Here is a 26,651-nt window from a genome sequence, read left to right as displayed (position 1 = left end):
GCCATAAATATTACCTCCAATAGTGCTATTATCTATATTATAACACTATTTGTAAATTATATGCACATATCAACATTATTGTCTAACAGAGCCTTCTCTTTAAATTAATATATTCCATTACTTTCTGGCACTACATATATTTTTTTATCACTAAGAATCGCTTGTTCAATCTCTTCAAATACCCTATCTGCAATTTCTTCACTATCATATGTCCCTAAATTTACTACCATCTCCTGAGTACTATTAGTAACTTTACCTACAATAGTATATTTGGACTTTTTCAGTATTCCCTTAGTAATTTCAATTATCTTAGGTTCTACTAATGTCTTTTCATCTTGTACCCTTATCCACATACCCTCTTCTCCTGTTATTTCTCTTATTTACTACAATACTCTGCAAGTATAGCTTGAACTTCATATATATTGCATCCACTGCTGAAAGTCTTTTCTATTGGCATACTCATTCCTGAAATGTAAATTTTCAGTTCTGCATCTAAATCAAAATGCCCTGCAGTTTCTACTGAAAAATTAGTAATAGCTCTATATGGTACTGAACGATATTCAGTCTTCTTTCCTGTCACTCCTTGCTTATCAACTATTATTAATCTCTTATTAGTAAATATAATCATATCTCTTATTAATTTATATGCTTTTTCAATTCGTTCACTTGGCCCTAATAACTTATCATAATCTTGAGCCAACTTATTTATATCAACTTCTGATGCATTTCCTATAATTCCATTAAATAAACCCATTTAATATCACTCCTATATTTTTTAATTGATTATAGTATATTATTATTTACATAATTCTATTATAGCTTGAGTAAATATTTTAGCACTTAATAATAATTCATCAACTACTGCAAATTCATCATTTCCATGCATATTATTATCAGTTCCTGGCATTGTACAACCGAATGCTACTCCATTTTTTAGACGGTGTACATAAGTACCTCCACCAATAGCTATACACTCACCCTTTTTACCGCTATACATTTCATAACATCTTAATAACGTTTGGATAAAATCAGAGTTTTCGTCCACATAATGCCCATCGGATACATTGCATGGTTCTAATTCAATTCCATTAATCTTTAGGTTTTTAGCAACGACATCTCTTAAATTTTCATCATTAGCACAAAGTGGAGCTCTACAATCAAACGTTCCTTTTAACCCTGTTGTACTATACTCAAAAATATTAAATGATAAAGTTAATTCTCCGGATACCTTATCGGACATCTTTACTCCAAGAGCTTCTCCGTAATAATCACCATGAGGTAGTAATTTGTTTATAGCACATATTCTTTCAAATCCCTCGCTCTTAGCAAATGGCATAGAAGCTAATAACTGAATAATAGCTGTTAATGCATTATTTCCACCAGTAGGATGAGCAGCATGTCCACCTACTCCTTTTGCGTTAATTACACAGTTATTATCTGATTCACTTACAACAAATTTTACTCCAGTTGACTCAGTAGCTTTTTTACAATATTTTTCCATCTCTTCTTTTTTAAATCCTTCAATTACTGCAGTTGCTTTATCTGGAATAACATTAATCTTTACTCCTGAATTTACTGAAAGAATTCTAGGAATTTCTTTGCTTTCACTATAACTTGCATTAAATAGGCCTTTTAATCCACCTTTTTCAACATTTATAACTGGGAAATCTGCATCTGGCGAAAATGTCATAGGAGCTTCCTTTTCTATTTTATAATAATGTTTAATATCTCCACTTCCACACTCTTCATCAGTTCCTAAAATTAGTCTAACATTCTTGCTTAATGGAATATTTAAATCCTTAACTGCTTTTAAAGCATATAAGGCTACTATTGCAGGCCCTTTATCATCTGCTGATCCTCTTCCATATAATTTACCATCTTTTATTACTGGTTCATATGGCTCAGTTACTGTCCACTCATCTCCAGCTGGAACTACATCTAAGTGAGCTAATATATCTAAAGCTTTTTCTTTATCATTAAAATCTACAGCTCCTACATAATTATCATAATTAGTAGTCTTAAATCCCATATTACTTGCAATTTTTAAAGATTCTTCTAAAGCCTTAAGTACACCTTCACCAAAAGGCATATTCTCCTTCGGCTCTTGGCGATCACTTTTTATTCTTATAATTTTACATATATCCTCTAACATCTCATCTTTATGTAAGTTAAAATACTCTTCTATTTGTCTCTTATACATTTTTACACTCCTTTTATACTTATATAAATTATATTATTTAATAAATTATATCATAATTAAAGGCCTGTTAAACTTATTTAATTTAACAGACCTTTATATTTACTATTTAATATTATCTAAAAATTCTTTTACAACTTGTTTATATTTTTCTTTATCTTTTGAATATGCTTCCATATGTCCAGCACCCTGAACTAAATATAATCTATCCATTTCCCCATTTTTTTCGTTATACAAAGCTTCACCCATCCAAGTAGGAACAACCTTATCATTATCTCCATGTATAAACAACACCGGAATATCACTATTTACTATAGCATCTTCTGGAGAAATATTATTAAAATCAAATTTATATTTTCTTTTTACTTTAACTCTTATCAAATCATATAATGGCCAAAATGGAATTTTAACTTTCCGAAATTGAAATTTTATAGCTTCTCTAGCACTTGTAAAGCCACAATCCTCTATTACAAATTTAATATCATTTGGATGCGTAGCACCATATAACATAACTGTTGCAGCTCCCATAGATTGTCCATGAAGACCTATATAAGCATCTTCTCCAATTTTATCTTTAATCCACCTTACCCAACTTCCTATATCCTTTGATTCATTATATCCATATGAAGCCACTTTACCTTCACTTTCTCCATGACTTCTCATATCGATAAGTAAAACATTGTATCCTTCTTCAAAAAATATGTCTGTAAACTGATAATCGATGTAATGATTAGCAGTATACCCATGATTCATTATTACTACTTTTTTTGAATCTTTATATACTCTATGAAAATAACCTTTAAGTTTTAAGCCATCATAACTTTTAATAATTACTTCTTCAACCGGAATGTTCTGATAATTCCTATAATCAGTTCCAAATCTAGACCATAACTCCTCTAACATTTGTCTTGATTCTTTTCTTTTAGACATCACTGTTTCTTTTAATCCAATATTAACTCCTAAAGAAAGTACAACTAAAATTAGTATTATAATAATACTTATCCAAATCATAAATTGCTTGCACCTCTTAAATTTATCTTAATATCTATAGTATGTCTTTATTTTTTCTCATACATACTAAACGAATTAAAATCTACCACCCTAACTTTTGGCCTTTTACTGTAAAATGACTATCATCATTTTTAAATTCTATATCAAATTCATTATTCTCATCTACATTTATTTTAGTTAAAGTAGCTTGACCCATAACTTCATTGTTCACTTCTTCATCCTTAAAATAATACATTAAGGCCTTTAAAGTTATTCCATGAGTTACTATTAATATAGACTTACCTCTATTTTCTTCTATTATTCTATCCATAGTTTCAGCAACTCTAGCTCTAACACTTGCTAAATTCTCACCATTAGGAGCACACAGTTTAACATCACCATGCATTATAAGGTCAATATTCCATTCTGGATTTTCAGCCATAACTTCATCTGTCTTTCTCCCCTCATAATCTCCAAAGCACATTTCCATTAATCCATCATCTGTTATTACTTCAATGCTCTTGTCACCTTTGATTATGTTTGCAGTATCTAATGCTCTTTCTATAGGACTTGAATATATATAATCAATATGGATATCTTTAATTCTATCTCTTAATTCTTTAGCTCTTTCTATACCAGCTTCAGTTAAAGGCGAATTTCCTCTCCCTTGCAATCTTCTTTCAAGATTCCATTCTGTTTGACCATGTCTAGTTAAATATACCGTAGTTTTCATTGGTTACTATCTCCTTTTCTAAACTTAACTATCTTAAACTAAATCTATTATAAAATTATAACTATTTCTTAAATATTCCTTTTATCTTATTACTAAAATTCTTCAACCAGTTATATAACTTATATAGAATTGGATTTTCTTTCTTCTCATTTTCTTCATTAATAAACTTGAATAAATCAATTACTGGCTCAAGCTTATTTATGGTATCGTTATATCCTTCTATTATTCTTCTAGTCTTAGCTTCTGTATCTAAATTTAACGTTCCCGTAATTGTATTTTCTGCAAGATTTTCAGGTGCTATTATAATAAGCTTTGAATTTGGATAAAGCGATCTATCTATAGTAGCTTCTTTTGATAGTAACACTACTATGATAACATCACAATTTTCACCATATACAGGTTGAATAGGAGTATTATCAACAATTCCTCCATCAATATATTTTTCTCCAAAAACTTCAGTACTATCATAAATAAGTGGTAATGATGCTGATGCTAAAATCATTTTCTTTCCTGTTTCATCATCATGATCATTTATCCTGAAATATTGAACAGTATAGTTAGGTAACTTTGTACACGCTGCATAACAAATCTTATTCTTTTCCTTTATTTTACTGAAATCAAGATATTTATTAATTATATCAACAGCACCATCATTAGTAATAGCACCGTAATTCAATTTATCATTTAAAAACTTCTTAGCTAACTGAAGATTTTTACCACCTAGATAAAGACCTATGCCTCTTTTAATCAACTCATAATTACTAATAGGCACTAGCTTATCCATGGTCACTTCATCCCATAGTTTATCAGCCTTCTCCATATCATCCATAGCAAATAAAACTGCATTGAAAGCACCTATCGATGTTCCTGAAAAAACCGATATATGTTCACTAATACCTAATTCTTTTAAGGCTTTCCAAACTCCAAGTTCATATGCTCCCTTACCGCCTCCACCAGCTAATACTAATCCTATTTTCATACAATACCTTCCTAAATCAAAATTTATTAAAACAATTTAAATCACTATTTTTTTACATTATTATTATATATTATAAAATTTTATGCTGCTACATATATGTCATTTCTTAATATAGCCCTAATAATTTTAAATAGAATAATTAAAAAACAAGAGTTACTGCCAACTCTTGCTTCTTAATCTTAATAACTTTTATTTAGACATCTCTTGAGATTTTTTATAACATTTATTCATAGCTGATATAACAGCGCTTCTAAAACCTTTAGCCTCTAACTCAGCTACTGCTTCTATAGTAGTTCCTCCTGGAGAACATACCATATCTTTTAATGCTCCTGGATGCATTCCTGTTTCTAATACCATTTTAGCTGAACCAAGTACAGTCTGAGCTGCAAATTTATAAGCTTTATCTCTTGGCATTCCTTGTAATACAGCTGCATCTGCCATAGCCTCAATAAACATATATACATACGCTGGTGAAGATCCACTCACAGATGTAACCGCATCTATTAAACTTTCACCTACTACTTCAACTTTACTAAAGCTATTAAGTAATTTTGAAACTTCATTTATATCATTATCTGTTATAAGCTTATTTGGGCAAACTGCAGTCATTCCTTCTCCAACTAAGGCCGGAGTATTTGGCATTGTTCTTATCACCTTTAATTCTCTACCAAAAGACTTCTCTGTACTTTCAATTGATTTACCTGCAGCAATAGTAACTATAATAACATCATCTTTTACCAAATCTTTTATCTCATTTATTACTATTGGATATAAATTAGGCTTAACTGCTAATATTAATATATCTGACTTTTTGGCAACTAACTTATTGTCAGTTGTAATTTCTATATTATAATTTCCTTTTGCTTTTTCCAAGCTTGGTTCATATAAATCTGACATAATTATATTTTCAGAAGCTACTAATCCGGCTTTAACTATACCACCAAGTATAGCCTGCCCCATATTTCCAGCTCCAATAAATCCTATTATTTTACTCATAAACTTTTCTCCTATCTTATATTTATTCTTTAAAATATACTTAATTATATATCTATATTTCTAATTGCTATAATTACTCTATACTATATTTTTATATTATATATCAATTTCTCTCTCCATAAAATACTTATATTGTGTATAATAGTATTAATAACCCAAGGAGGTATATTATGAAAAATAAATTTTTGAGGAAAATAGCACTTGCTACGCTTGCTTTAGTAACTCTCAATTTCTCTATACCTGCACTAGCTAGAAAATCTAATATACAAAAAGGTGAGATTCTATGTTTCGGTGCAGATTTAAATCACACTCAAGAAGAAGCACTTAGAGAATATTTCAATGCCCCTAGTGATATTGATGCAGTATATGTTGATAATACTGTTGCTTCAAGACAATTAGGTTATACAGATTTTACAGGTGGATGGTATTCTAGTGCTTATGTTAAAATAAACGAAAATGGGACAGGTATTAATGTAAAATCTAACAACTTAACATTAGTTACAGATGGTATGCTAACAAATGCATTAATAACTTCTGGAATAACAGATGCGGATATAATAGCTTCTGCACCATTTCCTGTAACAGGAGAATCAGCTTTAGCTGGAATTTTTGAAGGTGCTGAAAGAATAACAGGCATAGAACTTAAACCTGAAGGTAAGCAAGTAGCTCAAGAAGAAGTAGAAGTAACTTTAGATGTAGCAGATTCCATAGGAAGTGTAGAAGCTACAGCATTAATAAATGAAGTTAAAGCTAGAGTAATTGAAGAAGCTCCTAAGACTACTGATGAAATAAATAAAATGGTAACTGATGCTGCATCTAACTTGGATATAACAATTAATGAAGAAACAAAAGAAAAAATAGTTCTATTAATGAATAAAATAAATGATTTAGATATAGATTATGATTCTATTAAAGACTCTATCAAACAAAATAGCTCTAAGCTACTAGAAGATCTAAAATCATTAGGTAATGAAATAAAAGAGTCAGGAATATTAGAAAGACTTTGGAATTGGCTTAAAAACTTTATTAATAAATGGACAACTTCTCAATAGCAAATCCCAGTACTAACTGGGATTTTTTCTGTATTATAATATTTAAATAGGAAAAAAGCCTTCTTAGTAAAAACTAAAAAGGCTTATAACTTTGAAATATATTCATTAATTAATATACATTTTATCATGAATACTACTTGAACTTTCTTTTTCTTGCAGCTTCAGATTTTTTCTTTCTCTTAACACTTGGTTTTTCATAGTGTTCTCTTTTTTTAGCTTCAGCTAAAACTCCAGCATTAGCGCATTTTCTTTTAAATCTTCTTAAAGCTTGCTCTAATGATTCGTTATCTCTTATTCTAACTTCTGACACAATTTTTCCCTCCCTCCGTAGTAACATATATCGATTTCTACGGCTTTACCAAAACACTGTATATTATATATTACTTAAGGTGATTTTGTCAACACTATGTAACGCTCCAAGTAATGTAAATATTGTGTTTTATAATAAGCTTTTTCTAAATTGATCCATATCAAAGTTTATTCCAGGGCAAGTTTTCTTGCAATTTTCAACTTCTCTATGTCCAATAACTCTCTCTATAGATATATTATATTTTTTTATCAAAAAAGTACACAATTTTTTTAAAGAAATTAATTGTTCTTGCTTAGGAATTTCTATATCAAAATTTCCACTTAAACAAATACCAATTGATTTTATATTCATCCCCTTAGTATGGGCACCAACTTTCATTCCTCTACCTTCAAAAATTTTCCCATCAGCTTCAATGAAATAATTATATCCTATACATTCCCACCCTAACGAAATATGATAATTATTAGTATCATAAAAATTCCATCCTTCTTCTTCAGTGTGATGTATAATTATATATTGTGGATCCTTTAGTTCTTCTAAATTTTCTCCTATATTTAATAACCCTTTATTAATCTTCATATTTTCCCCTCTTTATATAAAAACTATTCATTATTACTGTAGAGTTCATTCTATAAAATGTATATATTCCCCACTAACATCTCTATTAATTTTAGAATTTTTTCTTATAATTTGAATTCACATAATCTATATTATTAAAAATATATGCTTTAATACCTTTCAATATTTATTTTGTATATTTTTTAACACTCCCTCTGTACAAAATATTTCCTGTGTGATATTATATTTTTGGACATTTTTTAACAATTATGTCACATTATTAAATATTAGTATTTTAGGGGGAACTTATGAAAAAACTAAAAGTTATGTCATTAGCTTTAGCAACATTAGTAAGTGCTACTTTATTTGCTGGTTGTGCTTCTAATTCTGCTAAAGATAATGCTACTCAAGATGGAAATCAAACTACTGCAGTAGAAAACAAATCAGCGGATATTGTTATTATCGGTGCTGGTGGTGCTGGTATGTCGGCTGCAATGCAAGCAGTTCAAAGTGGCGCTACTAACGTAGTAATCTTAGAAAAGATGCCTCAAACTGGTGGTAACACTATAAGAACTACTGGTGGTATGAATGCTGCTGGTACAGAATTACAAGCAGCTGAAGGTATTGAAGATTCAGTTGAATTAATGATTGAAGATACCATGAAAGGTGGAAAAAACCTTAATGACCCTGAATTAGTTAAAGTATTAGCTGAAAATTCTGCTGATGCTGTTAAATGGGTTAATGAAAATGGTGGAGATCTTTCAGAAGTTGGTATGTTTGGTGGTGCAAGTGTAAAGCGTATCCATAAACCAACTGGCGGTGCTGCTGTAGGCCCAATGCTTGTAAAAATGTTTAATGAAAATTTGGACAAGTTAAATATTCCTGTATTACTTGAAACAAAAGCTGAGCAAATCATCGTTGAAGATGGTAAAATAGCTGGTGTTAAAGCAAGTAATAAAGATGGTGAATTTACAATAGATTGTAAAGCTGTAGTTTTAGCTACTGGTGGTTTTGGTGGAAACGCTGAAATGGTAGTTGAATACAATCCTAACTTAGCTGGATTTGGTACTACTAATCACGCTGGAGCAACTGGTGACGGTATTGCTATGGCTAAAGAATTAGGTGCTCAATTAGTTGATATTGAACAAATTCAAACTCACCCAACAGTTCATCCAGAAACTCAAACTATGTACACTGAAGCTGTTAGAGGTAACGGTGCTATCTTAGTTAATAAAGAAGGTAAAAGATTCGTAAATGAATTACTTACTCGTGATGTTGTTTCTGAAGCTATATTAGCTCAAACTGATAAAGAATCTTATATAGTGTTTGACCAAAATGTTAGAGATGGATTAAGCGCTATCGAAAAGTATATTTCAGCTGGAATTATATACGAAGCTGATACTATCGAAGGGTTAGCTGAACAAATCGGTGTTGATGCTACAGCATTAAAAGAAACTATGGATACTTATGCCGAATATCAAGCTGCTGGTAATGATGCTGAATTTGGAAGAGAATCAATGGAAGAACCATTAACAACTGCTAAATATTATGCTGGATTATGTGCTCCTGCTGTACATCATACTATGGGTGGAGTTAAAATAAATACTAACACTGAAGTATTAAAAGAAGACGGAACTGCAATTCCAGGATTATTCGCTGCTGGTGAAGTTACTGGTGGAGTTCATGGTGCAAATAGACTTGGTGGTAACGCTGTTACTGATATAGTTGTATTCGGACGTATAGCTGGTGAAAATTCTGCTAAATACGTTGTTGATAATGGTGGAAATACAGAAGCTACTATTAAAGTAGAAAAAGAAGTTGAAACTGCTAAACCAGAAGTTGATGGTGGATACAAAGATGGTGTTTACACTGGTACTGGAAAAGGTAATGGTGGCGATGTAACTGTTGAAGTTACTGTTGAAGGTGGCAACATAGTTAAAATAGAACTTAAAGACCATAAAGAAACACCTGGTATCTTCGAAGGTGCAGAAACTGGAGTTTCAAATGAAATTATAAAGACTCAAAGCACTGATGTTGAATCTGTTTCAGGTGCTACACTTACAAGTGAAGCTATAAAAACAGCTGTTGCAGAAGCAATAAAAGATGCTAAATAGCAATTCTTTCAATTAATTATATTTACCAAAGGTATAAGATTTGTGTTTTCACTATCTTATACCTTTTTTATAATATCAAATTATTAATTACAATATATCATTAACGATTTCTCATTATATCGCTATCCTTTTACAGCTCCAGCAGCAATACCTTCTATTATATATTTTTGACAAGTCAAATAAAATATTACTATCGGCACTATAGCAAGAACTAGAAGTGCCATCATAGCTCCCATATCAATGGCTCCATATCCACCTCTTAAATATTGAACCGCTGTAGGAATAGTCTTATACTCACTGCCTAATACTAGATAAGGTAACAGATAATCATTCCATATCCACATAACATTCAAAATTGTTATTGTTATAGTTATTGGTTTTAACAATGGTACTACTATAAAAAAGAAAGTTTGTATTGGATTACATCCGTCAATCATTGCTGCTTCTTCAATTTCAACAGGTATAGATTTTACAAAACCACAATACATAAATACCGAAAGTCCAGCTCCAAATCCTAAATATAAAACTATAATTCCAACTGGATTATCTAGATGTAACATATTAGCTATCTTTGTCATTGTAAACATAACCATCTGAAATGGCACTATCATTGAAAATACTATTAAATAATATAAAAATCCTGTGAACTTGGTTTTTACTCTTGTTATATACCATGCAGTCATTGAAGTAAAAAATATTATTACAACTGTCGAAGCTATAGTAATAAATAAAGAATAACCAAATGATATTAAAAAGTTAGTTTTAGTAATTCCACCAATATAATTATTCAATCCAACAAAGGTTACAGAAGTAGGCAACTTAAATGGTTCACTACTTATATATAACTTTCCTTTAAATGAATTCATTAATACCATAAAAATTGGTGCAAGAAATAGTATAGTTAAAGCTATTAAAATAACATATAGTAATATTGTTCCTATTTTAACTTTGCTTTTCGCCATATATCTCATCAATTTTCAACCTCCTTCTTTCTAGTAATCTTAAGTTGTATTAACATAATAACTGCAACCAAAATAAAGAATACTACTGCTTTAGCTTGGCCAACGCCTTCATAGCCTACTCTTCCATAGAAGGTTTTAAATATATCTAGCGCAAGCATTGCTGTTTTATTTCCTGGAGCTCCATCTGTTAATGCTAAGTTTTGATCAAATAATTTAAATGAATTAGATACAGTCAAAAATAAACAAATTGTAACAGAAGGCATTACCATTGGAATTGTTATGCTTTTTAATGTTTGCCACTTCGATGCTCCATCTATCCTTGCAGATTCTATAAGTTCTCCAGGTATACTTTGTATTCCTGCTATATAAATAATCATCATATAGCCTATTTGCTGCCAATTCATAAGTAATACTAATCCCCAAAATCCATACTTAGGATCATATGTTATAGTAATTCCAAAATAATACAAAATTGAGTTTAGAATAATTTGCCATATATATCCTAAAACAATTCCACCAATTAGATTTGGCATAAAAAATACGGTTCTGAATATGTTAGTTCCTTTTAATTTTCTAGTAAGCATATAAGCAAAAGTAAAAGCTAATACATTAATAGTAATAACTGATACCACAGCAAATTTAGCAGTAAAAATAAATGACCTTAAAAAATCTTTATTAGAAAATGCTTTAATATAATTACTTAATCCTACAAACTTTGCATTAGTTACTGTAGTAAACTCTGTAAAAGATAAATATATCCCCATTATAAATGGAATTAAAAAAGCTATAATAAAAGCCACTAAAGTTGGTAATACAAAAAACCAGAAATATTTTTTTATATTCTTTTGCATCTTATTCCTCCTTTTTATATTGCTTCAAAAAAAGGCAGCAACCAAAATCACTGCCTCTTCCTTCTAATATATTTTTATTGTTTTTCTGCTGCCCATGTATCTTTTACAGTTGTAACAACATCTGACCACTCTTTACTTCCTTGAACATATTCAAGTAATGATGCTGCAAATGTGTCTTTAAAATTTTGGCTTGGGAATGATTGGAATATCCAAGGAACACTGCTTATATTAGAGTCTTCCATCCATCTTAAAACTTCCTTTGATAATGGATCTGATGGTTTTTCACTTTCTTCAAAAGAATCAAATGGAGCTATAAATCCCAAATCATTTGAAACGTATTTCTTGCCTGTATCACTTGTAAATAACCAATTAATAAACTCTGCTGAAGCTTTTTGTTTCTCTTCTGAAACCTTGCTATTTATTGCAAAATAATTTTCAGTACCTACACATATACCTTGATTTTCTTCACCTGATACTCCTGTGTATATAGGTAAGAATTTAATATCTTCTTCCTTAACTGTATTGCCATCTACACCATTGATTTGACTCCAAGCCCAATTTCCATTTTGAACCATCGCGCATTGACCTAAAGCAAATTCTGCCATAGAATCATCAACAGTTTTTGCTGATAACAATCCTTTTTCAGTTGTAGAATCTGTTGTGTATAAGTCATAAATGTTCTTATAATTATCTGCATATTTGAACTCTACAGTATTTGCTTCTAATCCTGTTTCTAATACTGTACCTGCAGTTGTATTATCTTTAAATTCATAGTAGAAAGGGAGATTTGCTAAATGTGTTTCCCATCTCCACGCATTACCTGAAGACATAGAGGTTGATGCAAAAACACCTTTTATTCCTAATTCATCTTTCTTAGATTGCATATCATCTGCAACTTCTTTTAACTTGTTAAAATTATTAATTTCATCCATAGATTTAACCTTAGCACCATCTAATGCAAAGTATTTTTGCATGATAGCATCATTATATATTATTCCATATCCTTCAACTGCATATGGTATCCCATATACCCCCTCTTCACTAGTTATAGCCATAGTCTTATCTAAAAGATGACTATAAAGTTCTGTGTCTTTTAAATCAGCACAATAGTCCTTCCATGACTGATATCCAACAGGTCCATTTAACTGGAATATTGTTGGCGCATCTGATTTTGCCATTTCTGATTTTAATGTTTGTTCATAAGTACCACTTGCTGCAGTTTGAACTTTAACTTTAACACCTGTTTCAGACTCATAATCCGCAACTATTTTGTCATATACTTCAGCAATTTCTGGTTTAAAATTTAAAAAGTAGATTTCTGTAGCCGACTTATCTGTATTTTCGCTATCTTCTGTCTTTGTAGTACTATCTCCTTCTGTCTTTTCAGTGGTACTACTTCCACATCCTACAAATGCACTTGCAATAACTGCTGTAGCTATAGTCATTGCTAATAACTTTTTGATTTTCATAACTTTTCCCTCACTTCTTAATACTTTTATAATAAAAATCGCATTCTTATTAGAATACTTTTTTATAAACTTAGAAAATGTTTTCAAATTAGATAGTACTACATCCTCTACTTGCTATATATCGGTATCGGTTCTAAAATAATATTAATAATTTCACTTTAAATTTTTCTTAATATATATATATTGAATATTTATAGAAATATTCAATTAACTTTATTAATAAAAAAAGACTATGAGATTATGTAAAACCTCACAGTCTTTAATATATAAATATAATTCAAGGGAAAACTTATTTATACTTTTCATTTATAAACATCTTCAATCTTTCCATCTGAAAGCTTAATACTTACTTTCTACCCCTTAATTGTTTATTTATTAACAACTTCATCTTTATTATACATTTCTTTTTTTATGAATAATAGGTAAATATTGCTTGAAAACTTGTGAAAATTGCTTTATACTACTTCTTGTAAATGTTTAAATTTTTTATTAATTAATTATTTAATTAACAATATTAAGAAAGGGTTATTACTATGGATTCTTCTTTTACCCTCAAAGAAATAAGTATTTTAAAAAATTCACCATTAAAATACAAATCTACTCTTGGCCATAGTCTTATATATTTCAGAAAAGGATCCTGTATCGTAAATATATATACTGAATCATTTATTGCAAGTCATCATAGCTACATATTATTAAGAGATGAAGAACAATTACTTTTAACTAATGATCATACTACTGAATGCACTATATACATTTTATCTTTTTCCTATAATCACTTTGATAATTCAAGCAAAGATTTGCTACTTGAATGTTTTGATAAGAAGTCATTAGACAAATGTCGTTACATAATTTCTCAATCTGAAAATTCCATGAGGGTTAGAACTTTATTAATCCTTCTTAACATTGAACTCAAGGAGGAAAAATATGCTTCAGATCTCTTTAAGTCAAATACTTTATCAATGATCTTAGTAATTCTAAATAGAATTATTTTAGAAAATATAGAACCTGAAAAGAAATGCTGCAAAAAAGGCCTTAGATTGGATGATATATTTTCATATATTAATTCACATTTAAAAGAAGAAATTTCTTTAGACAAATTAGCTGAAGATTTATTTTTTAGTAAATATCATATTCTTCATGAATTTAAGAAAAAAACAGGTATATCTTTATATAGATATATAATTAAAAGAAAACTGGAATATAGTAAAACGCTTATAGAAAGCGGTATGCCAATTAGAGAAGTATATCATCACTGTGGGTTTGGTGATTATTCAAATTACTTTCGTAGTTTTAAAAAGGAATATGAATGTACTCCTAAACAATACTATAATCAAGTAAGAAGCAAAAGCATTTTAGCTGATTTAAAGTTTGAAATAACTCCTAGTAATATTGCTGATTAAACTTTCAGCAATATTACTTTATGTAGTTATTTATTAGCAACTTTAAGAAATAATTATAACCTATCAAAATAAGTTAAAAACTTTAAATATTTCATATCAAATCTAAATATTTTCCATAGCCTTCTTTTTCCATATCGCATTTAGGAATAAATTTTAAAGAAGCTGAATTTATACAATATCTAAGACCTCCAAACTCTGTAGGCCCATCATTAAAAACATGACCTAAATGTGAATCAGCATTAGTACTTCTTACTTCTGTTCTTATCATGCCATGACTTAAATCTTCTATCTCTTTAATATATCCTCCATTTATAGGCTTTGAAAAAGCAGGCCAACCACATCCTGAATTAAATTTATCTTTTGAAGAAAATAGAGGTTTTCCATCAACTACATCAACATATATCCCCTCTTCATAGTTATCATTATATTCATTATTGTATGGTGCTTCTGTAGCATTTAATTGAGTTACTCTATACTGAATATCTGTTAACTTATCTTTTAAAGCTAATTTCTCTTCCTCACTTTTTTTCCAAGCACTTTCCACAAACTCTTTTCTACCAGATCCCTTATAATAAACATTATATTTAAATGGATTCTTTTTATAATAATCTTGATGATAGTCTTCCGCTGGATAAAATTTTTCAGATTTTAATATTTTAGTTACTACTGGATTATCAAATCTTTTGCTATTATCTATTTCTTTTATATAGTCTTCTGCAATTCTCTTTTGATTCTCATCTTGATAAAATATAGCAGTTTTGTAACTATCTCCTCTATCGTAAAACTGTCCTCCATCATCTGTGGGATCTATACTTTTAAAGAATGCTTCAAGTAATTCTTTATAGCTTACTTTTTCTTCATCATATGTTATTTCTACGGCTTCATAATGTCCAGTTTTCATATTACATACTTGCTCGTATGTTGGGTTTTCTATATTCCCACCAGTATAACCAACAATAACGCTAGATACTCCGTCATATTTATCAAATGGTTTTACCATACACCAAAAGCATCCACCAGCAAATATTGCTTTTTTTATATTGCTCATCTTATCACCTCAAACTTTATACCTCTATACAAGAATCATATCTTGCTAGTATAACTTCTCCATTAAAAAATTGTTTTGCTTCATCTGTCATCTTTTCAATATCCCCATAGTGTGGTAAATGAGTTAAAATAAGCGTATCTACTCCACTTTTTTCTGCTACTATAGCAGCTTCTCCACCAGTCATATGTCCTGATAAATTTCCCCTTTCATACTCATAACAAGAAGATTCTGCTATTAATAAACTTGCCCCTTCACAAAATATAGGTAGTTCATCATAATATCCTGTATCTCCTGTATAAACTAAACATTCTCCGTCTTCATTAGTTACTTTTATACTATAAGCTTCTATTCCATGCTTATTTAATATTGTTTCAAAAGTTAAGCTCCCTATAGTAAAGTTTTCTTTTCCTTTAAAACTTTTACCTACACAAAAATTCTTATAAGTTAACATCTGCTCTTTGCCTGGTCCATATATTATAAGAGAGTTTTCTCTCTTTTTCTCAAATGTATCTAGCATTGTAGCAAATTGCATACACTCTAAATCTGCATAATGATCAGCATGATAATGACTTATTACTATTCCATCTAGTTCTCTTAATTCAATATGATTTTGAAGTCTAGATATTGCTCCACTTCCACAGTCTAAAAGCACCTTAGTATCCTTATCTTCTACTAAATATGCTGAAGTAGCTCCATTAACTCTTGGATAAGCTCCATCACACCCTATTATTGTAACTTTCATAATTTATCCTCCTTAAACTCATCTTTAAATTTATTATTTTACTGTACATCATATTAAATACTATTTAAATAGTATATTAATAAAAATACTATTGATAATGAATTTATTTTTATCTTTTGTTCTATTAATATCTAAATTTTTCTTCAATTTTTTTCTACTCTTTGATTTATGAAATATACAACTTTCTCTAAAGTTCTTAAAGCTTCATTGGTCCATAACATAAATTGATATTGATGCACTAACCTTTTATCTTTAAAGAAAACTGATGTACACTGAACGCCTTTATCTTTTAATATCTTTACCATCTCCTTAGATTGAGATTCTAACTTATCCATATCTCCTGCTGTTATAAATGTTGGTGGATAATCTTCTGTAATATGATGTATCGTTGATATCTCATCTAACCTCTTATAAGTTTCAAAATTCTTTTCTCCTGTATAAGCCCAAAGATATTCTTTTATACCTGGAAATCCTGTTTCTGAAACATTTCTCATATTATATAACCCACAAAATAATATTACTCCCTTTAGCTCTTTCTTATCTAACACAGGCTTTATTCCCATAATATTTGCTAATTCTTTATTAGTCTGTATTGCAGCTATTTGGCTCGCTATCTGTGCTCCTGCTGAACCTCCAGCAATAAATATATTATTATCATCAATATTAAATCTTTCTTTATTATCTTTTAAGTAAGTTATAGCTTTGCTTACTTGAATTATAGGTGTTGGATATACATGTTCTGGTGCAAAAGCATAATCTACATTGGCAACAATATATCCATAGCTAGATAGAGTTCTTGCATATGCAGCTGTTGCCTCCTTACTTCCACCTATAAAGCCACCTCCATGAAGCAATATTATTAACGGTTTCTTTTTATTTGAATTGTCTAAAGGCATATTTATATCCATTATTCCATTTTCTATATTTGAACCATAATCAATATCCTTTTTGACAGTAGTGAGTTTTTTTATATCATCATAATTTTTAGGTCCTGGGTATATGCCGTTAAAAAGCAATCTAATAAACTTAGATGCTGGCTTCACTGTAATTTTATTTACAGCTGCAATTGTAGTTATTGTTCCAACTACCGCTAATGCTGGTATTAATAGTGATTTCCTATTTTCTAATTTCTCTTTCAAAATTATCACCTCAATAAAAATAAACTATTTATCTAATTTAAATTGCTTTCTAATCTATTAATTTTACTATTTAATATACTTATATAGAATTTATTTTTTAATTGTTATAGTTCAATTAACACTTTCTAAACAGCAAAGAAACCATTGCATATATAGCAATGGCCTCTTTTATTTATATAAGGTATAAGTTAGGGCTATTTTAATTTCCATATTTCTTCGTTATATTGAGCAATTGTTCTGTCTGATGAGAAGAATCCTGCTTTGCTTATGTTTATTAAAACTTTCTTCATCCAAGAATCTCTATCCTCAAAATCCTTGAACATTCTATCCTTAGTCTTTATATAATCTTCAATATCTATTAAAGTCATAAACCAATCTTTATTTATTAATTCATTATATAATCTAGTTAAATTTACTTTATCTCCAACTTGAAGCATCTTATCACTTACTATGAAATCAACTAATTCTTTAATTCCTTCTTTTTCATAGTATTTTCTTGAAACATAATCTGCTTTTTTATAATGTTCAATTATAGTGGCACTTGACTTACCAAAAATATAAATATTGTCATCCCCAACTAATTTGTGAATTTCAACATTTGCTCCATCTTCAGTTCCTAAAGTTAAAGCACCATTAAGCATAAATTTCATATTCCCTGTTCCTGATGCTTCTTTAGATGCAAGTGATATTTGTTCTGATACATCACAAGCAGGTATTAACTTAGAAGCTTTAGTTACATTATAGTTTTCTACCATAACAACTCTTAAATACTTATTAACTTCTGGATCATTATTAATAATCTCTTGTAAGCAAAGTATTGTATGAATTATATCCTGTGCAATAATATATGCTGGTGCAGCCTTAGCTCCAAATATCATTGTTATAGGGGTTGTTGGTAACTTTCCTGACTTAATTTCTAAATATTTATTAATGATGTATAATACATTCATTTGTTGTCTCTTATACTCATGAAGTCTCTTGATTTGAATATCAAATATAGAATTTTCATCAATATCAATATTTTGAGTTTCCTTTAGATAGTTCTTTAACTCAATCTTATTATTTCTCTTTATAGATTCTAATTTAGAATATACATCTTTATTATCTATATATTTAAGTAAATCCTCAAGTTTAGTTGCATCCTTCTTGAAGTCATCACCAATAAGCTCAGTTATATAATTTGATAACTCATTGTTACAGTGAATTAACCATCTTCTAAAAGTTATACCATTTGTCTTATTATTAAACTTTTCTGGATAAATCTTATAGAATGGATTTAATTCTTCATCTTTTAATATCTCAGTATGAAGAGCTGCAACCCCATTTACGCTAAATCCATAGTGTATATCCATATGTGCCATATGAACTCTATCATTTTTATCTATTATATATACTTTTTCATCATCATATTTTGATTTAACTCTATTATCTAATTCTCTAATAATAGGCATTAATTGTGGTACAACTTTTTCCAAGTATGCTATTGGCCACTTTTCTAATGCTTCCGCTAAAATTGTATGATTAGTATATGCGCAAGTTTTGGTAACGATACCGATTGCTTCATCAATTTCTATACCCTTTTCTCCTAATAAACGAATTAATTCAGGAATAACCATTGAAGGGTGAGTATCATTTATTTGAACAACTACATGTTCATTTAGCTTATGTAAGTCATATCCATTTTCTTCTGCTTCTAAAAGAATTAATTGAGCAGCATTACTTACCATAAAGTATTGCTGATATATTCTTAATAAATGCCCAGCTTCATCACTATCATCTGGATATAAGAATAATGTTAAGTTCTTTTTAATATCCTCTTTATCAAAATTAATGCCCTCTTCTACAATAGTTTCATCTATAGAGTCTATGTCAAATAATCTTAGTTTATTACAAGGTTGATTATATCCTGTAACATCTATATCATATAAGCTTGAAGTAACTTTAAATCCTCCAAATAATACATCAAATTTAATATCTGATTTATTTAACCAACTTTCTTTAGTTATCCATGGATTCTTTTCAGCTTTTTGTTTATTTTTTTCAAAAACTTGTTTAAATAGACCATAATGATAATTTAATCCTACTCCATCACCATTTAAACCTAATGTAGCAATAGAATCTAAGAAACAAGCTGCTAATCTTCCAAGGCCACCATTTCCTAAAGATGGCTCTAACTCAATTTCCTCTATTTGAGATAAATCTTTACCATTTTCTAAAAGAACCTCTTTAACCTCATCATAAAGTCCTAAATTAATTAGATTATTTGATAATAACTTACCAATTAAAAACTCTGCTGATATATAATATAACTTTTTATTCCCTTTATTTGTTCCCTTATTTTTAATAATACCCTTAGTTAACTCTAATAGTGCTAAATATACTTCTTCGTTCGTAGCAGTAGCAATTGTTTTTTCAAATCTTTTCTTTAAAATTTCATTTAAATTTTCCTTAATCATTTTAATCTTTCCTCCCAATTTAAATACATATTAAATTGCATATTGTGTAAGTTCTGTATAAATATTATGTAATTGTTTTCTGATAGTTTATATTTATATAATACCAATTTTTTAAAATTTCAAATGTATATTTTTATTTTTTTTTGTACATTCTTATTTCAACTTTTGCTATATATAAAAAATTATGCTTAAATTTCAGAAAAATTCATAAATAAAAAAACAAAGAGTATTTTATCACTTGAACCTCTTTGCTTTTAAATATTTATAACCTAATCTTTCATTAATTCTCTCTTCTAATCATGAATATGATATAAGATATTATCTTTCTTATTTTTATATTCTTCTATACAGGATTTTATATTTTTAGGCACTAAATCCTTAAAATTATTTCCTTTTATTATTTTTCGTTCCATAATAATTTTTTCTCCAAACCTCGTTAGGTTATGTCCTAATTCCATAGTGAATATAATTGATAATCTTTCTATAGGATTATCTGTATAACTTATAAAATCTATAAAAATCTTTGTTAGAAACAATTCGTCATAAATTGGATTTATTATTCCTAAGTAATATCCTAAAATACAAGTTAAATAAGTATCTAAATATATTCCTGCTTCTCGTCTAACAAGCCAATAACCTATCTCATCACTTAATACTTCTTCTGTAATATTATAAATTGTTTTTTCATCAACTTTTAGAGAATCTGATATACATTTTGAATGTTCCATATTTTCTTTTAAAGATGGCTTCATCATTTGAAAAAACTTCTCTTCAGTGACACCATTATCTAAAAGATCAAATATACTATTCGTATTATCAAATTCTATAATATCACTTATACTTTCTCTCACTATATCTATACTACTATTAATTATAATCTTAATTTTTTCATCTATCTTTAAATTTATATAATTATAATAATCTTTTCCTATTTTATAACACCTACAACCTATGGATTTCATAGGTTCTAATATGCCTATATTTGTAGCTATATTTATAAGATATTCAATATAATAGTCACTTTGAATACTTAACCTATTTATTAATCTTTCTCCACCATCAATAACATATTTATTTTCATCTCTTACTATAATCGTTGGTTTTAAAAAATCTATCAATTTCTCTAAATCGTTAATTACTGGACTATTATTAAATGAATGATAATTGAATTTTCTATAAAACTTTAATCTCCCCTCATTATCTAAATCCACTTTAATATACGGCATAATACAATAATCTCCAGGATATATTTGTTGAGCTATATTATTTATTATATAACTTGGGGTTAGATATGTTCCCCCTCTTAATGGGGAATATAACCATCTCCTAAATATAACATCCCTATAATCAATTAGCATTTCCTTTTGTTTAAGAGTTGCATCATAATATGTATTTTTAAAATCCTTTTTAAATTCATCCATAAGAGACTTTATAATAGAATTTCTTCTTAATGTCTCTATAAGTTCTTTCATTTATCTACTCCTTTATATTAATATTATTTATTCATACTTAATTTTTAATATTTTAATTATTCCCTTAATTAAAAAAATATATCAAAAAAGAACCCGTAGGTTCTTAATATTACTTAAATATCTAGTTATCAAATTTTAACTACAAATTCTTAATTATCACATATTTCTTCTTAATTTATTTGCTACAATCTCAAACCTATCTAGAGTTTTTGAGAAAAATTCATAATGTGCTGAGCAATAATAATTCATATTATCCTGACTATTTTCTCTGTGTCGTCTACATCCACCTCTGCATATATTTTTAAATCTACAAATACTACACTTATTATTCTTATTTAAAGATTCTTTCATAAAATTGATAGTTTCATTCTTATGATGTATCTCATCAAAAGTCTCTTCTAAAATGTTTCCTATTGAATATTTTTCATATGTATAAAAATCACAAGGATACATTGATCCATCACTTTCAATTATATGTTGACATGAGCATATGCCTCTCATATCACAAGATTCATAATCTTGTCCTAAGAATAGAGATACTATATTATCAAAATATCTTATACTTACATAGTTACCTTCCATGATATCTTTATACCATAAATTAAATAAATTTAATAAAAACTTCGAATACTCTTCTACATTTAATGAATAACTATAAGTTTGTCCATTTTCTATTTCTAAAGGATCTAAGCAAGGAATAAATTGTAGATATTTAAAATCATTCTTTTTCAAAAATTTATAAACACTATCAATCTTCTTACATAATGCCGAAGTAACAACTATAAGAACATTGAAGTTAACATCATATTTCTTTAAAATATTTATTCCTTTCATTACACTATTAAATGTATCTCTATTTAAAGGATCAATCCTATTTAAATTATGAATCTCCTTAGTTCCATCTAAAGAAACTCCAACTAAAAAGTTATTCTCTTTAAAAAACTTAGCAATTTCATCATTTATAAGAGTTCCATTAGTTTGAATGTGATAATTAAATTTTGTTCCATTATTAATTTCAGTAGTGCATTTAACTAACTCTTTATAAAAATCTAGCCCTACTAATAAGGATTCTCCCCCTTGGAAACCTATATTACAATTACCTCCATCGCAATAATCATCTACCTTACTTACTATTTGTCTTAATGTTTCTTTGCTCATAAAACCATAATCTTTTATATCACGCGCATCAGCTATTGAATGATAAAAGCAATATTTACACTTCAAGTTACATTTACTTGAAGATGGCTTTATCATTAAACTTATATTTCTTTTCATCAGTATTTACCTCTCACTTTGTTATTCTCTATCCTTAAATGTTTTCAATTATACTATCATAGTTTTTTCTTAAATTTGCTATCCTAGAATTTATACTTACCTTTTTACCATTTAAAGTACCTAATATATTTTCAACTCTACATATTAACCTTCTTACGTTATCTAAAGAACTATTAATCTTGCTTTGTACTGAAAAGTCTGTAAATATATTGTCAAAAAATATATCAAAAGCTATTGTTGTAGATGAAAATGTTAGTCCCTCAAATTTAATATCTCCTAATTCTTTATTAAATCTACTTATCAAACTAGATACCCTTCTAAAATGTACTTCTGCATCATTTATCTTATTATGCTTCGCTATAGAAGAAAGCATATCTCCTCCAGCAATATCAAATATCCCCCAATTTTTTGCACTTTCTAATGAATTTTTAGCAGAGTTAGCTGCTATTAATAAATCCTTTCCAACACTTATAGCCTCTTCTATCTCTTTTTTCTCTAATAAATTTTCATCTATTTCTGATTCTATCATTGCTAATTTACTTTTCTTTTCTTCATCACCATATAACTTTATTAATTCTAACTTTTTATTTAATAATACCTTATATTCATTTTCACAATATTTTAGAGTTTCAAGCCTAGATTTTACGCTTTCGATGTTTTCTTTTAATAACTCTAACTTTGAACTAAACTCGTCATACTTAATTTTAGCCATTATATATTCTTGTTGCTCTTTTTCTAACTTTTCACTCTTATTTTTCATAACAGTAGCTATTATGTTAGCAAAAGATAACTTTTCTAATTTCTCTACATCTTTATGTTCTTTTTTTAACTTTATCTCTAATTCATTTAATTCTTTCTTATCTTTATCAAATTGTAAATTTAAAGTTTCTAATTTTTTCTCTAATACATTTTTTAAAGCTATGTCTTCTTTAAGCTTAATTAACTTCTCATTTATCTCTTTTAGCATATTCTCCCCCTTATTTTGCTCCACTCTTCCATTATAGCACTTTATTTGTAAATATATAGAACACTTTACCCTTCTATATCTATTTTTCTTATATCAATTCTATCAATATTTATATCAACTATTGCCATTGTTAATGGTAATGAAAATCTCTTTCTTCCACAAGAACCTGGATTCAAATAAATTATGTTATCTATTCTCTCTTCACTATATTTATGAGAATGTCCATATATAACAAGATCTACTTCTCTTAATTCAGAAGGGATATCATCTTTTTTATGAACTACGTATATAAGAGTTTCATCCATCTCTATTTCCTTATAATAAGGCAACTTTATTCCCCAACTATCACCATCATTATTTCCTCTAACAACAAAAGTTCTTGCTATTTTATCTAATCTTTTAATTATCTCTTCTCCACCTACATCTCCAGCATGAATTATGTAATCACACCCCTCAAGATTTTTTATAACTTCATCCCTTAGTACTCCATGAGTATCTGATATAACTCCTAATCTCATATTTCTACTCCTATCTGTTATGTTTTTATCTGTATACTATTTATTATTAGCATTACTATTCTTTACTATGTTATTAGGACACATAGCATATTTTTAGACCAAAAAATATTTTACAGAAACAACTTATTAATTATTTTTACAAATCAATTCACAATGTAAATAATAAAATGAAGGTCATATTATACAACCTCCATTATTTCTTAGTATATTAAAAATCGGATTATTTATATTATCTTACATTTAATCTCATTCCTTCAACATTTATTACTTTTTTTGAAATTGCCCCATGAATACCTGTTACTGTATATCTGTTAACTCTAGAGATTTAGCCTTTCTCTTAAGTATATAAATGCAAATAAAAGATAATTCTATTAGTAAAGCAGATATAATCACCTTACTATCTCTTATAACTGATATAGCAAAAATAATATACGCTATAAATAATATATTAACTATTTTATATTTAAACATTGATTTATTAACTTCAAACAACTTTTCTTCATCTACATAAATTTTCAAATTCACAATTGCTGCGATTACTACTACAATTAACGGAAGAATTGCCATAATTGTAGAATTTTCTATATTAATAACACTAGTAAAATTATAAAACCTTTCTATACCACTTAAATAGTAAGATATATTACCTAATATACACCAAACTATTGGAAAAATAGCAAATACTATTGTACCTTCAATTCCTCTTTTCTCTGACCACATATTATCCCCTACCTTTTATACTACCTCTTAAAAACAAAGGCTTTAATAACACCGAAAAATTCTCTAGTATAAAATATAAAACTTGATGCAGCATGAGACGGTGCCGGATATCCTAAACATTCAAACCCTACTTGTTCTCCCAAATATTTAGCTCTAAACATGTGAAAGTTGTTTGATATTACTGTAACAGTAAAGTCTTCTTCTCCGGTTTCATCTTCTAATAATTTTTTAGTAAACAAGAAATTTTCATAAGTATTTGTAGATTTATCCTCACTTATAATTAAATTTTCATCTATACCTTTACTAACTAGATAATCCTTCATTGCTTTTGCTTCACTTATATCTTCATCCGGACCTTGTCCACCTGAAACTATTATTTTTACATCTGGGTAAAGTTTATTATACTCTACAGCAGTTTCTAGCCTGTATAAAAGTGATGTACTTATTTTACTACCTCTAAGTCCAGCTCCCAATACCATAAGATAATCTGGTCTTTCCTTATCATAGTGATGTCCATTATAGATTATAATTCCTTCTATTATTATAAAGATAATCATACCTATAGAAAATAATACTGTTATAATTCTTCTTAAAATCTTAGATATTCTTCCCCATATATTAATATTGAATTTTAGCTCTATAAATCCATATACAAAAAGTATCACTCCTAATAAGCCAAACATACTTGAAAAAGCTACAAATCCAGATATTAATCTTAAACCTATGTAATAAATAATTAAAGCTAGTCCTACGCCAAGACATAACTTATATAACACCTTATTTTTTCTCATCCCTACATGTTTTTTCATAATATATCTCTACTCCTTTACTTTTTACATCTAATTCTTCTATATTACTGATACCATCTATCTCTACCAAAATGTTCTTCTACTATCTCAAGTAACTAGCACTATATTTCATCATACTTTAAAGTATCGCTTTTATTCTTCAGCATTTAACATTATATTAATTGTATGACATATGTATAATTTTGTAAACTTATTGTTATATAGTAAACACCTAATAATTTATATTCCCAATATAATAATATAAATAAATATTTCTTTCTTAATTAGCAAATAATACTACAGTTGAAACTTTTATTGTTTATAAAATAAATAAAGGGAGGAAAATTTAATGAAAAAGTATATTTGTACAGTCTGTGGTTATGTTCACGAAGGTGATACTCCACCTGAAGTATGTCCAATATGTAAAGCTCCAGCTAGTAAATTCGAAGAAATGAAAGGTGACTTACAATGGGCAGATGAACATAGAGTTGGAATAGTTGAAGGTATTGACCCTGAAATTATAGAAGGGTTAAGAGCAAACTTTATGGGTGAGTGTACAGAAGTTGGTATGTATCTTGCAATGGGAAGAGTTGCTGATAGAGAAGGATATCCTGAAGTTGCAGAAGCTTATAAGCGAATTGCTTACGAAGAAGCTGACCACGCTTCAAAATTTGCCGAAATTTTAGGAGAAGTTGTTGTAGCTGATACAAAATCTAATCTTAGTGCAAGAGTTGAAGCTGAATTTGGTGCTTGTGACGGTAAGAAAAAACTTGCTGCTTTAGCTAAACAAAATAACTTAGATGCTATTCATGATACAGTCCATGAAATGTGTAAAGATGAAGCAAGACATGGTAGAGCATTTAAAGGATTACTTGATAGATATTTTTCTAAATAATAAAAGGAGTGTTTAAT

Annotated in this window: 26 protein-coding genes; 4 read left to right on the top strand and 22 right to left on the bottom strand. The window is 28.5% G+C overall.

Annotation, left to right across the window (positions count from 1 at the left end):
• Positions 1–104 precede the first annotated feature (104 nt).
• From ARA56_RS04240 to proC, 7 genes are all read right to left on the bottom strand, one after another.
• Positions 105–353 carry a hypothetical protein gene (locus tag ARA56_RS04240; RefSeq protein ID WP_055264292.1) on the bottom strand — a complete coding sequence of 83 codons (249 nt, stop codon included), beginning with the start codon at positions 351–353 and terminating at the stop codon, positions 105–107.
• A 23-nt stretch (positions 354–376) separates the two neighbouring features.
• Positions 377–754: a PH domain-containing protein gene (locus tag ARA56_RS04235; protein WP_055264290.1), complete on the bottom strand. Its 378-nt coding sequence runs from the start codon at positions 752–754 to the stop codon at positions 377–379.
• Between the two features lie 42 nt (positions 755–796).
• Entirely contained in the window at positions 797–2,200 is a 1,404-nt protein-coding gene (pepV, locus tag ARA56_RS04230) for a dipeptidase PepV (protein WP_055264288.1), read from the bottom strand.
• 102 nt (positions 2,201–2,302) lie between these two features.
• Positions 2,303–3,208, bottom strand: coding sequence for an alpha/beta hydrolase (locus ARA56_RS04225; RefSeq protein WP_055264286.1), 906 nt, complete (start codon positions 3,206–3,208; stop codon positions 2,303–2,305).
• Between the two features lie 82 nt (positions 3,209–3,290).
• Entirely contained in the window at positions 3,291–3,920 is a 630-nt protein-coding gene (locus ARA56_RS04220; RefSeq protein WP_055264284.1) for a histidine phosphatase family protein, read from the bottom strand.
• 61 nt (positions 3,921–3,981) lie between these two features.
• Positions 3,982–4,899, bottom strand: a complete 918-nt coding sequence (locus ARA56_RS04215; RefSeq protein ID WP_055264282.1) for a patatin-like phospholipase family protein — start codon at positions 4,897–4,899, stop codon at positions 3,982–3,984.
• 189 nt (positions 4,900–5,088) lie between these two features.
• Entirely contained in the window at positions 5,089–5,895 is an 807-nt protein-coding gene (gene proC / locus ARA56_RS04210; RefSeq protein WP_055264280.1) for a pyrroline-5-carboxylate reductase, read from the bottom strand.
• Positions 5,896–6,065: 170 nt separating this feature from the next.
• Here proC and ARA56_RS04205 point away from each other — a divergent pair, with 170 nt between their 5' ends.
• On the top strand, positions 6,066–6,947 hold the full coding sequence (locus tag ARA56_RS04205) for a DUF1002 domain-containing protein (protein ID WP_055264278.1): 882 nt from the start codon (positions 6,066–6,068) through the stop codon (positions 6,945–6,947).
• Between the two features lie 133 nt (positions 6,948–7,080).
• On the opposite strand, the gene rpsU is transcribed toward ARA56_RS04205, so the two are convergent.
• Complete coding sequence (gene rpsU, locus ARA56_RS04200; RefSeq protein WP_207731821.1) at positions 7,081–7,284, bottom strand: 30S ribosomal protein S21; 204 nt, start codon at positions 7,282–7,284, stop codon at positions 7,081–7,083.
• A 102-nt stretch (positions 7,285–7,386) separates the two neighbouring features.
• Entirely contained in the window at positions 7,387–7,836 is a 450-nt protein-coding gene (locus ARA56_RS04195; RefSeq protein ID WP_055264274.1) for a peptidoglycan recognition protein family protein, read from the bottom strand.
• 287 nt (positions 7,837–8,123) lie between these two features.
• Between ARA56_RS04195 and ARA56_RS04190 the strand changes: the two genes are divergently transcribed.
• Complete coding sequence (locus tag ARA56_RS04190) at positions 8,124–9,929, top strand: flavocytochrome c (RefSeq protein ID WP_055264272.1); 1,806 nt, start codon at positions 8,124–8,126, stop codon at positions 9,927–9,929.
• Positions 9,930–10,051: 122 nt separating this feature from the next.
• On the opposite strand, the gene ARA56_RS04185 is transcribed toward ARA56_RS04190, so the two are convergent.
• The 3 genes from ARA56_RS04185 to ARA56_RS04175 all read right to left on the bottom strand — a co-directional run bounded on the left by ARA56_RS04185 (position 10,052) and on the right by ARA56_RS04175 (position 13,211).
• Positions 10,052–10,891, bottom strand: coding sequence for a carbohydrate ABC transporter permease (locus tag ARA56_RS04185; RefSeq protein ID WP_055264312.1), 840 nt, complete (start codon positions 10,889–10,891; stop codon positions 10,052–10,054).
• Positions 10,892–10,899: 8 nt separating this feature from the next.
• Entirely contained in the window at positions 10,900–11,742 is an 843-nt protein-coding gene (locus ARA56_RS04180; RefSeq protein ID WP_055264270.1) for a carbohydrate ABC transporter permease, read from the bottom strand.
• 74 nt (positions 11,743–11,816) lie between these two features.
• Positions 11,817–13,211, bottom strand: coding sequence for an ABC transporter substrate-binding protein (locus ARA56_RS04175; RefSeq protein ID WP_055264310.1), 1,395 nt, complete (start codon positions 13,209–13,211; stop codon positions 11,817–11,819).
• Positions 13,212–13,744: 533 nt separating this feature from the next.
• Between ARA56_RS04175 and ARA56_RS04170 the strand changes: the two genes are divergently transcribed.
• Positions 13,745–14,614 (top strand): helix-turn-helix domain-containing protein, encoded by an 870-nt coding sequence (locus tag ARA56_RS04170; protein WP_055264268.1) that lies wholly within the window; start codon positions 13,745–13,747, stop codon positions 14,612–14,614.
• Positions 14,615–14,705: 91 nt separating this feature from the next.
• Here the strand turns inward: ARA56_RS04170 and msrB are convergent, their stop codons facing one another.
• The 10 genes from msrB to ARA56_RS04120 all read right to left on the bottom strand — a co-directional run bounded on the left by msrB (position 14,706) and on the right by ARA56_RS04120 (position 25,760).
• Entirely contained in the window at positions 14,706–15,662 is a 957-nt protein-coding gene (gene msrB, locus ARA56_RS04165; RefSeq protein WP_055264266.1) for a peptide-methionine (R)-S-oxide reductase MsrB, read from the bottom strand.
• Between the two features lie 16 nt (positions 15,663–15,678).
• Positions 15,679–16,404: an MBL fold metallo-hydrolase gene (locus tag ARA56_RS04160; RefSeq protein ID WP_055264264.1), complete on the bottom strand. Its 726-nt coding sequence runs from the start codon at positions 16,402–16,404 to the stop codon at positions 15,679–15,681.
• A gap of 143 nt (positions 16,405–16,547) precedes the next feature.
• Positions 16,548–17,543, bottom strand: a complete 996-nt coding sequence (locus ARA56_RS04155) for an alpha/beta hydrolase (protein WP_055264262.1) — start codon at positions 17,541–17,543, stop codon at positions 16,548–16,550.
• Between the two features lie 194 nt (positions 17,544–17,737).
• Complete coding sequence (locus ARA56_RS04150; protein WP_055264260.1) at positions 17,738–19,999, bottom strand: glycogen/starch/alpha-glucan phosphorylase; 2,262 nt, start codon at positions 19,997–19,999, stop codon at positions 17,738–17,740.
• A gap of 293 nt (positions 20,000–20,292) precedes the next feature.
• Entirely contained in the window at positions 20,293–21,471 is a 1,179-nt protein-coding gene (locus tag ARA56_RS04145) for a hypothetical protein (RefSeq protein WP_055264258.1), read from the bottom strand.
• Positions 21,472–21,627: 156 nt separating this feature from the next.
• Positions 21,628–22,746 carry an anaerobic sulfatase maturase gene (locus tag ARA56_RS04140; RefSeq protein ID WP_055264256.1) on the bottom strand — a complete coding sequence of 373 codons (1,119 nt, stop codon included), beginning with the start codon at positions 22,744–22,746 and terminating at the stop codon, positions 21,628–21,630.
• A gap of 34 nt (positions 22,747–22,780) precedes the next feature.
• Positions 22,781–23,713: a coiled-coil domain-containing protein gene (locus ARA56_RS04135; protein WP_055264254.1), complete on the bottom strand. Its 933-nt coding sequence runs from the start codon at positions 23,711–23,713 to the stop codon at positions 22,781–22,783.
• Between the two features lie 65 nt (positions 23,714–23,778).
• Positions 23,779–24,231 carry a metallophosphoesterase family protein gene (locus tag ARA56_RS04130; RefSeq protein ID WP_055264252.1) on the bottom strand — a complete coding sequence of 151 codons (453 nt, stop codon included), beginning with the start codon at positions 24,229–24,231 and terminating at the stop codon, positions 23,779–23,781.
• Positions 24,232–24,528: 297 nt separating this feature from the next.
• On the bottom strand, positions 24,529–24,951 hold the full coding sequence (locus ARA56_RS04125) for a hypothetical protein (RefSeq protein ID WP_055264250.1): 423 nt from the start codon (positions 24,949–24,951) through the stop codon (positions 24,529–24,531).
• Between the two features lie 20 nt (positions 24,952–24,971).
• Positions 24,972–25,760 (bottom strand): YdcF family protein, encoded by a 789-nt coding sequence (locus ARA56_RS04120; RefSeq protein ID WP_084758948.1) that lies wholly within the window; start codon positions 25,758–25,760, stop codon positions 24,972–24,974.
• Positions 25,761–26,088: 328 nt separating this feature from the next.
• Between ARA56_RS04120 and ARA56_RS04115 the strand changes: the two genes are divergently transcribed.
• Positions 26,089–26,634 carry an NADH peroxidase gene (locus ARA56_RS04115; RefSeq protein WP_055264246.1) on the top strand — a complete coding sequence of 182 codons (546 nt, stop codon included), beginning with the start codon at positions 26,089–26,091 and terminating at the stop codon, positions 26,632–26,634.
• Positions 26,635–26,651 lie beyond the last annotated feature (17 nt).

Origin of the sequence: Clostridium disporicum, from assembly GCF_001405015.1 — a bacterium.
Lineage (GTDB): Bacteria > Bacillota > Clostridia > Clostridiales > Clostridiaceae > Clostridium > Clostridium disporicum_B.
This window is presented reverse-complemented; position numbering and strand designations above follow the sequence as displayed.

Bases quoted from the DNA above. Each gene is read 5' to 3' on its own strand.
- ARA56_RS04195 (WP_055264274.1), bottom strand. From the start codon at position 7,836: ATGAAGATTAATAAAGGGTTATTAAATATAGGAGAAAATTTAGAAGAA.
- ARA56_RS04185 (WP_055264312.1), bottom strand. From the start codon at position 10,891: ATGGCGAAAAGCAAAGTTAAAATAGGAACAATATTACTATATGTTATT.
- ARA56_RS04215 (WP_055264282.1), bottom strand. From the start codon at position 4,899: ATGAAAATAGGATTAGTATTAGCTGGTGGAGGCGGTAAGGGAGCATAT.
- ARA56_RS04130 (WP_055264252.1), bottom strand. From the start codon at position 24,231: ATGAGATTAGGAGTTATATCAGATACTCATGGAGTACTAAGGGATGAA.
- ARA56_RS04240 (WP_055264292.1), bottom strand. From the start codon at position 353: ATGTGGATAAGGGTACAAGATGAAAAGACATTAGTAGAACCTAAGATA.
- ARA56_RS04225 (WP_055264286.1), bottom strand. From the start codon at position 3,208: ATGATTTGGATAAGTATTATTATAATACTAATTTTAGTTGTACTTTCT.
- ARA56_RS04190 (WP_055264272.1), top strand. From the start codon at position 8,124: ATGAAAAAACTAAAAGTTATGTCATTAGCTTTAGCAACATTAGTAAGT.
- ARA56_RS04205 (WP_055264278.1), top strand. From the start codon at position 6,066: ATGAAAAATAAATTTTTGAGGAAAATAGCACTTGCTACGCTTGCTTTA.
- ARA56_RS04135 (WP_055264254.1), bottom strand. From the start codon at position 23,713: ATGCTAAAAGAGATAAATGAGAAGTTAATTAAGCTTAAAGAAGACATA.
- ARA56_RS04175 (WP_055264310.1), bottom strand. From the start codon at position 13,211: ATGAAAATCAAAAAGTTATTAGCAATGACTATAGCTACAGCAGTTATT.
- ARA56_RS04170 (WP_055264268.1), top strand. From the start codon at position 13,745: ATGGATTCTTCTTTTACCCTCAAAGAAATAAGTATTTTAAAAAATTCA.
- ARA56_RS04235 (WP_055264290.1), bottom strand. From the start codon at position 754: ATGGGTTTATTTAATGGAATTATAGGAAATGCATCAGAAGTTGATATA.
- ARA56_RS04140 (WP_055264256.1), bottom strand. From the start codon at position 22,746: ATGAAAAGAAATATAAGTTTAATGATAAAGCCATCTTCAAGTAAATGT.
- ARA56_RS04220 (WP_055264284.1), bottom strand. From the start codon at position 3,920: ATGAAAACTACGGTATATTTAACTAGACATGGTCAAACAGAATGGAAT.
- rpsU (WP_207731821.1), bottom strand. From the start codon at position 7,284: ATGTTACTACGGAGGGAGGGAAAAATTGTGTCAGAAGTTAGAATAAGA.
- ARA56_RS04160 (WP_055264264.1), bottom strand. From the start codon at position 16,404: ATGAAAGTTACAATAATAGGGTGTGATGGAGCTTATCCAAGAGTTAAT.
- ARA56_RS04150 (WP_055264260.1), bottom strand. From the start codon at position 19,999: ATGATTAAGGAAAATTTAAATGAAATTTTAAAGAAAAGATTTGAAAAA.
- pepV (WP_055264288.1), bottom strand. From the start codon at position 2,200: ATGTATAAGAGACAAATAGAAGAGTATTTTAACTTACATAAAGATGAG.
- ARA56_RS04120 (WP_084758948.1), bottom strand. From the start codon at position 25,760: ATGAAAAAACATGTAGGGATGAGAAAAAATAAGGTGTTATATAAGTTA.
- proC (WP_055264280.1), bottom strand. From the start codon at position 5,895: ATGAGTAAAATAATAGGATTTATTGGAGCTGGAAATATGGGGCAGGCT.
- ARA56_RS04115 (WP_055264246.1), top strand. From the start codon at position 26,089: ATGAAAAAGTATATTTGTACAGTCTGTGGTTATGTTCACGAAGGTGAT.
- msrB (WP_055264266.1), bottom strand. From the start codon at position 15,662: ATGAGCAATATAAAAAAAGCAATATTTGCTGGTGGATGCTTTTGGTGT.
- ARA56_RS04145 (WP_055264258.1), bottom strand. From the start codon at position 21,471: ATGAAAGAACTTATAGAGACATTAAGAAGAAATTCTATTATAAAGTCT.
- ARA56_RS04125 (WP_055264250.1), bottom strand. From the start codon at position 24,951: ATGTGGTCAGAGAAAAGAGGAATTGAAGGTACAATAGTATTTGCTATT.
- ARA56_RS04180 (WP_055264270.1), bottom strand. From the start codon at position 11,742: ATGCAAAAGAATATAAAAAAATATTTCTGGTTTTTTGTATTACCAACT.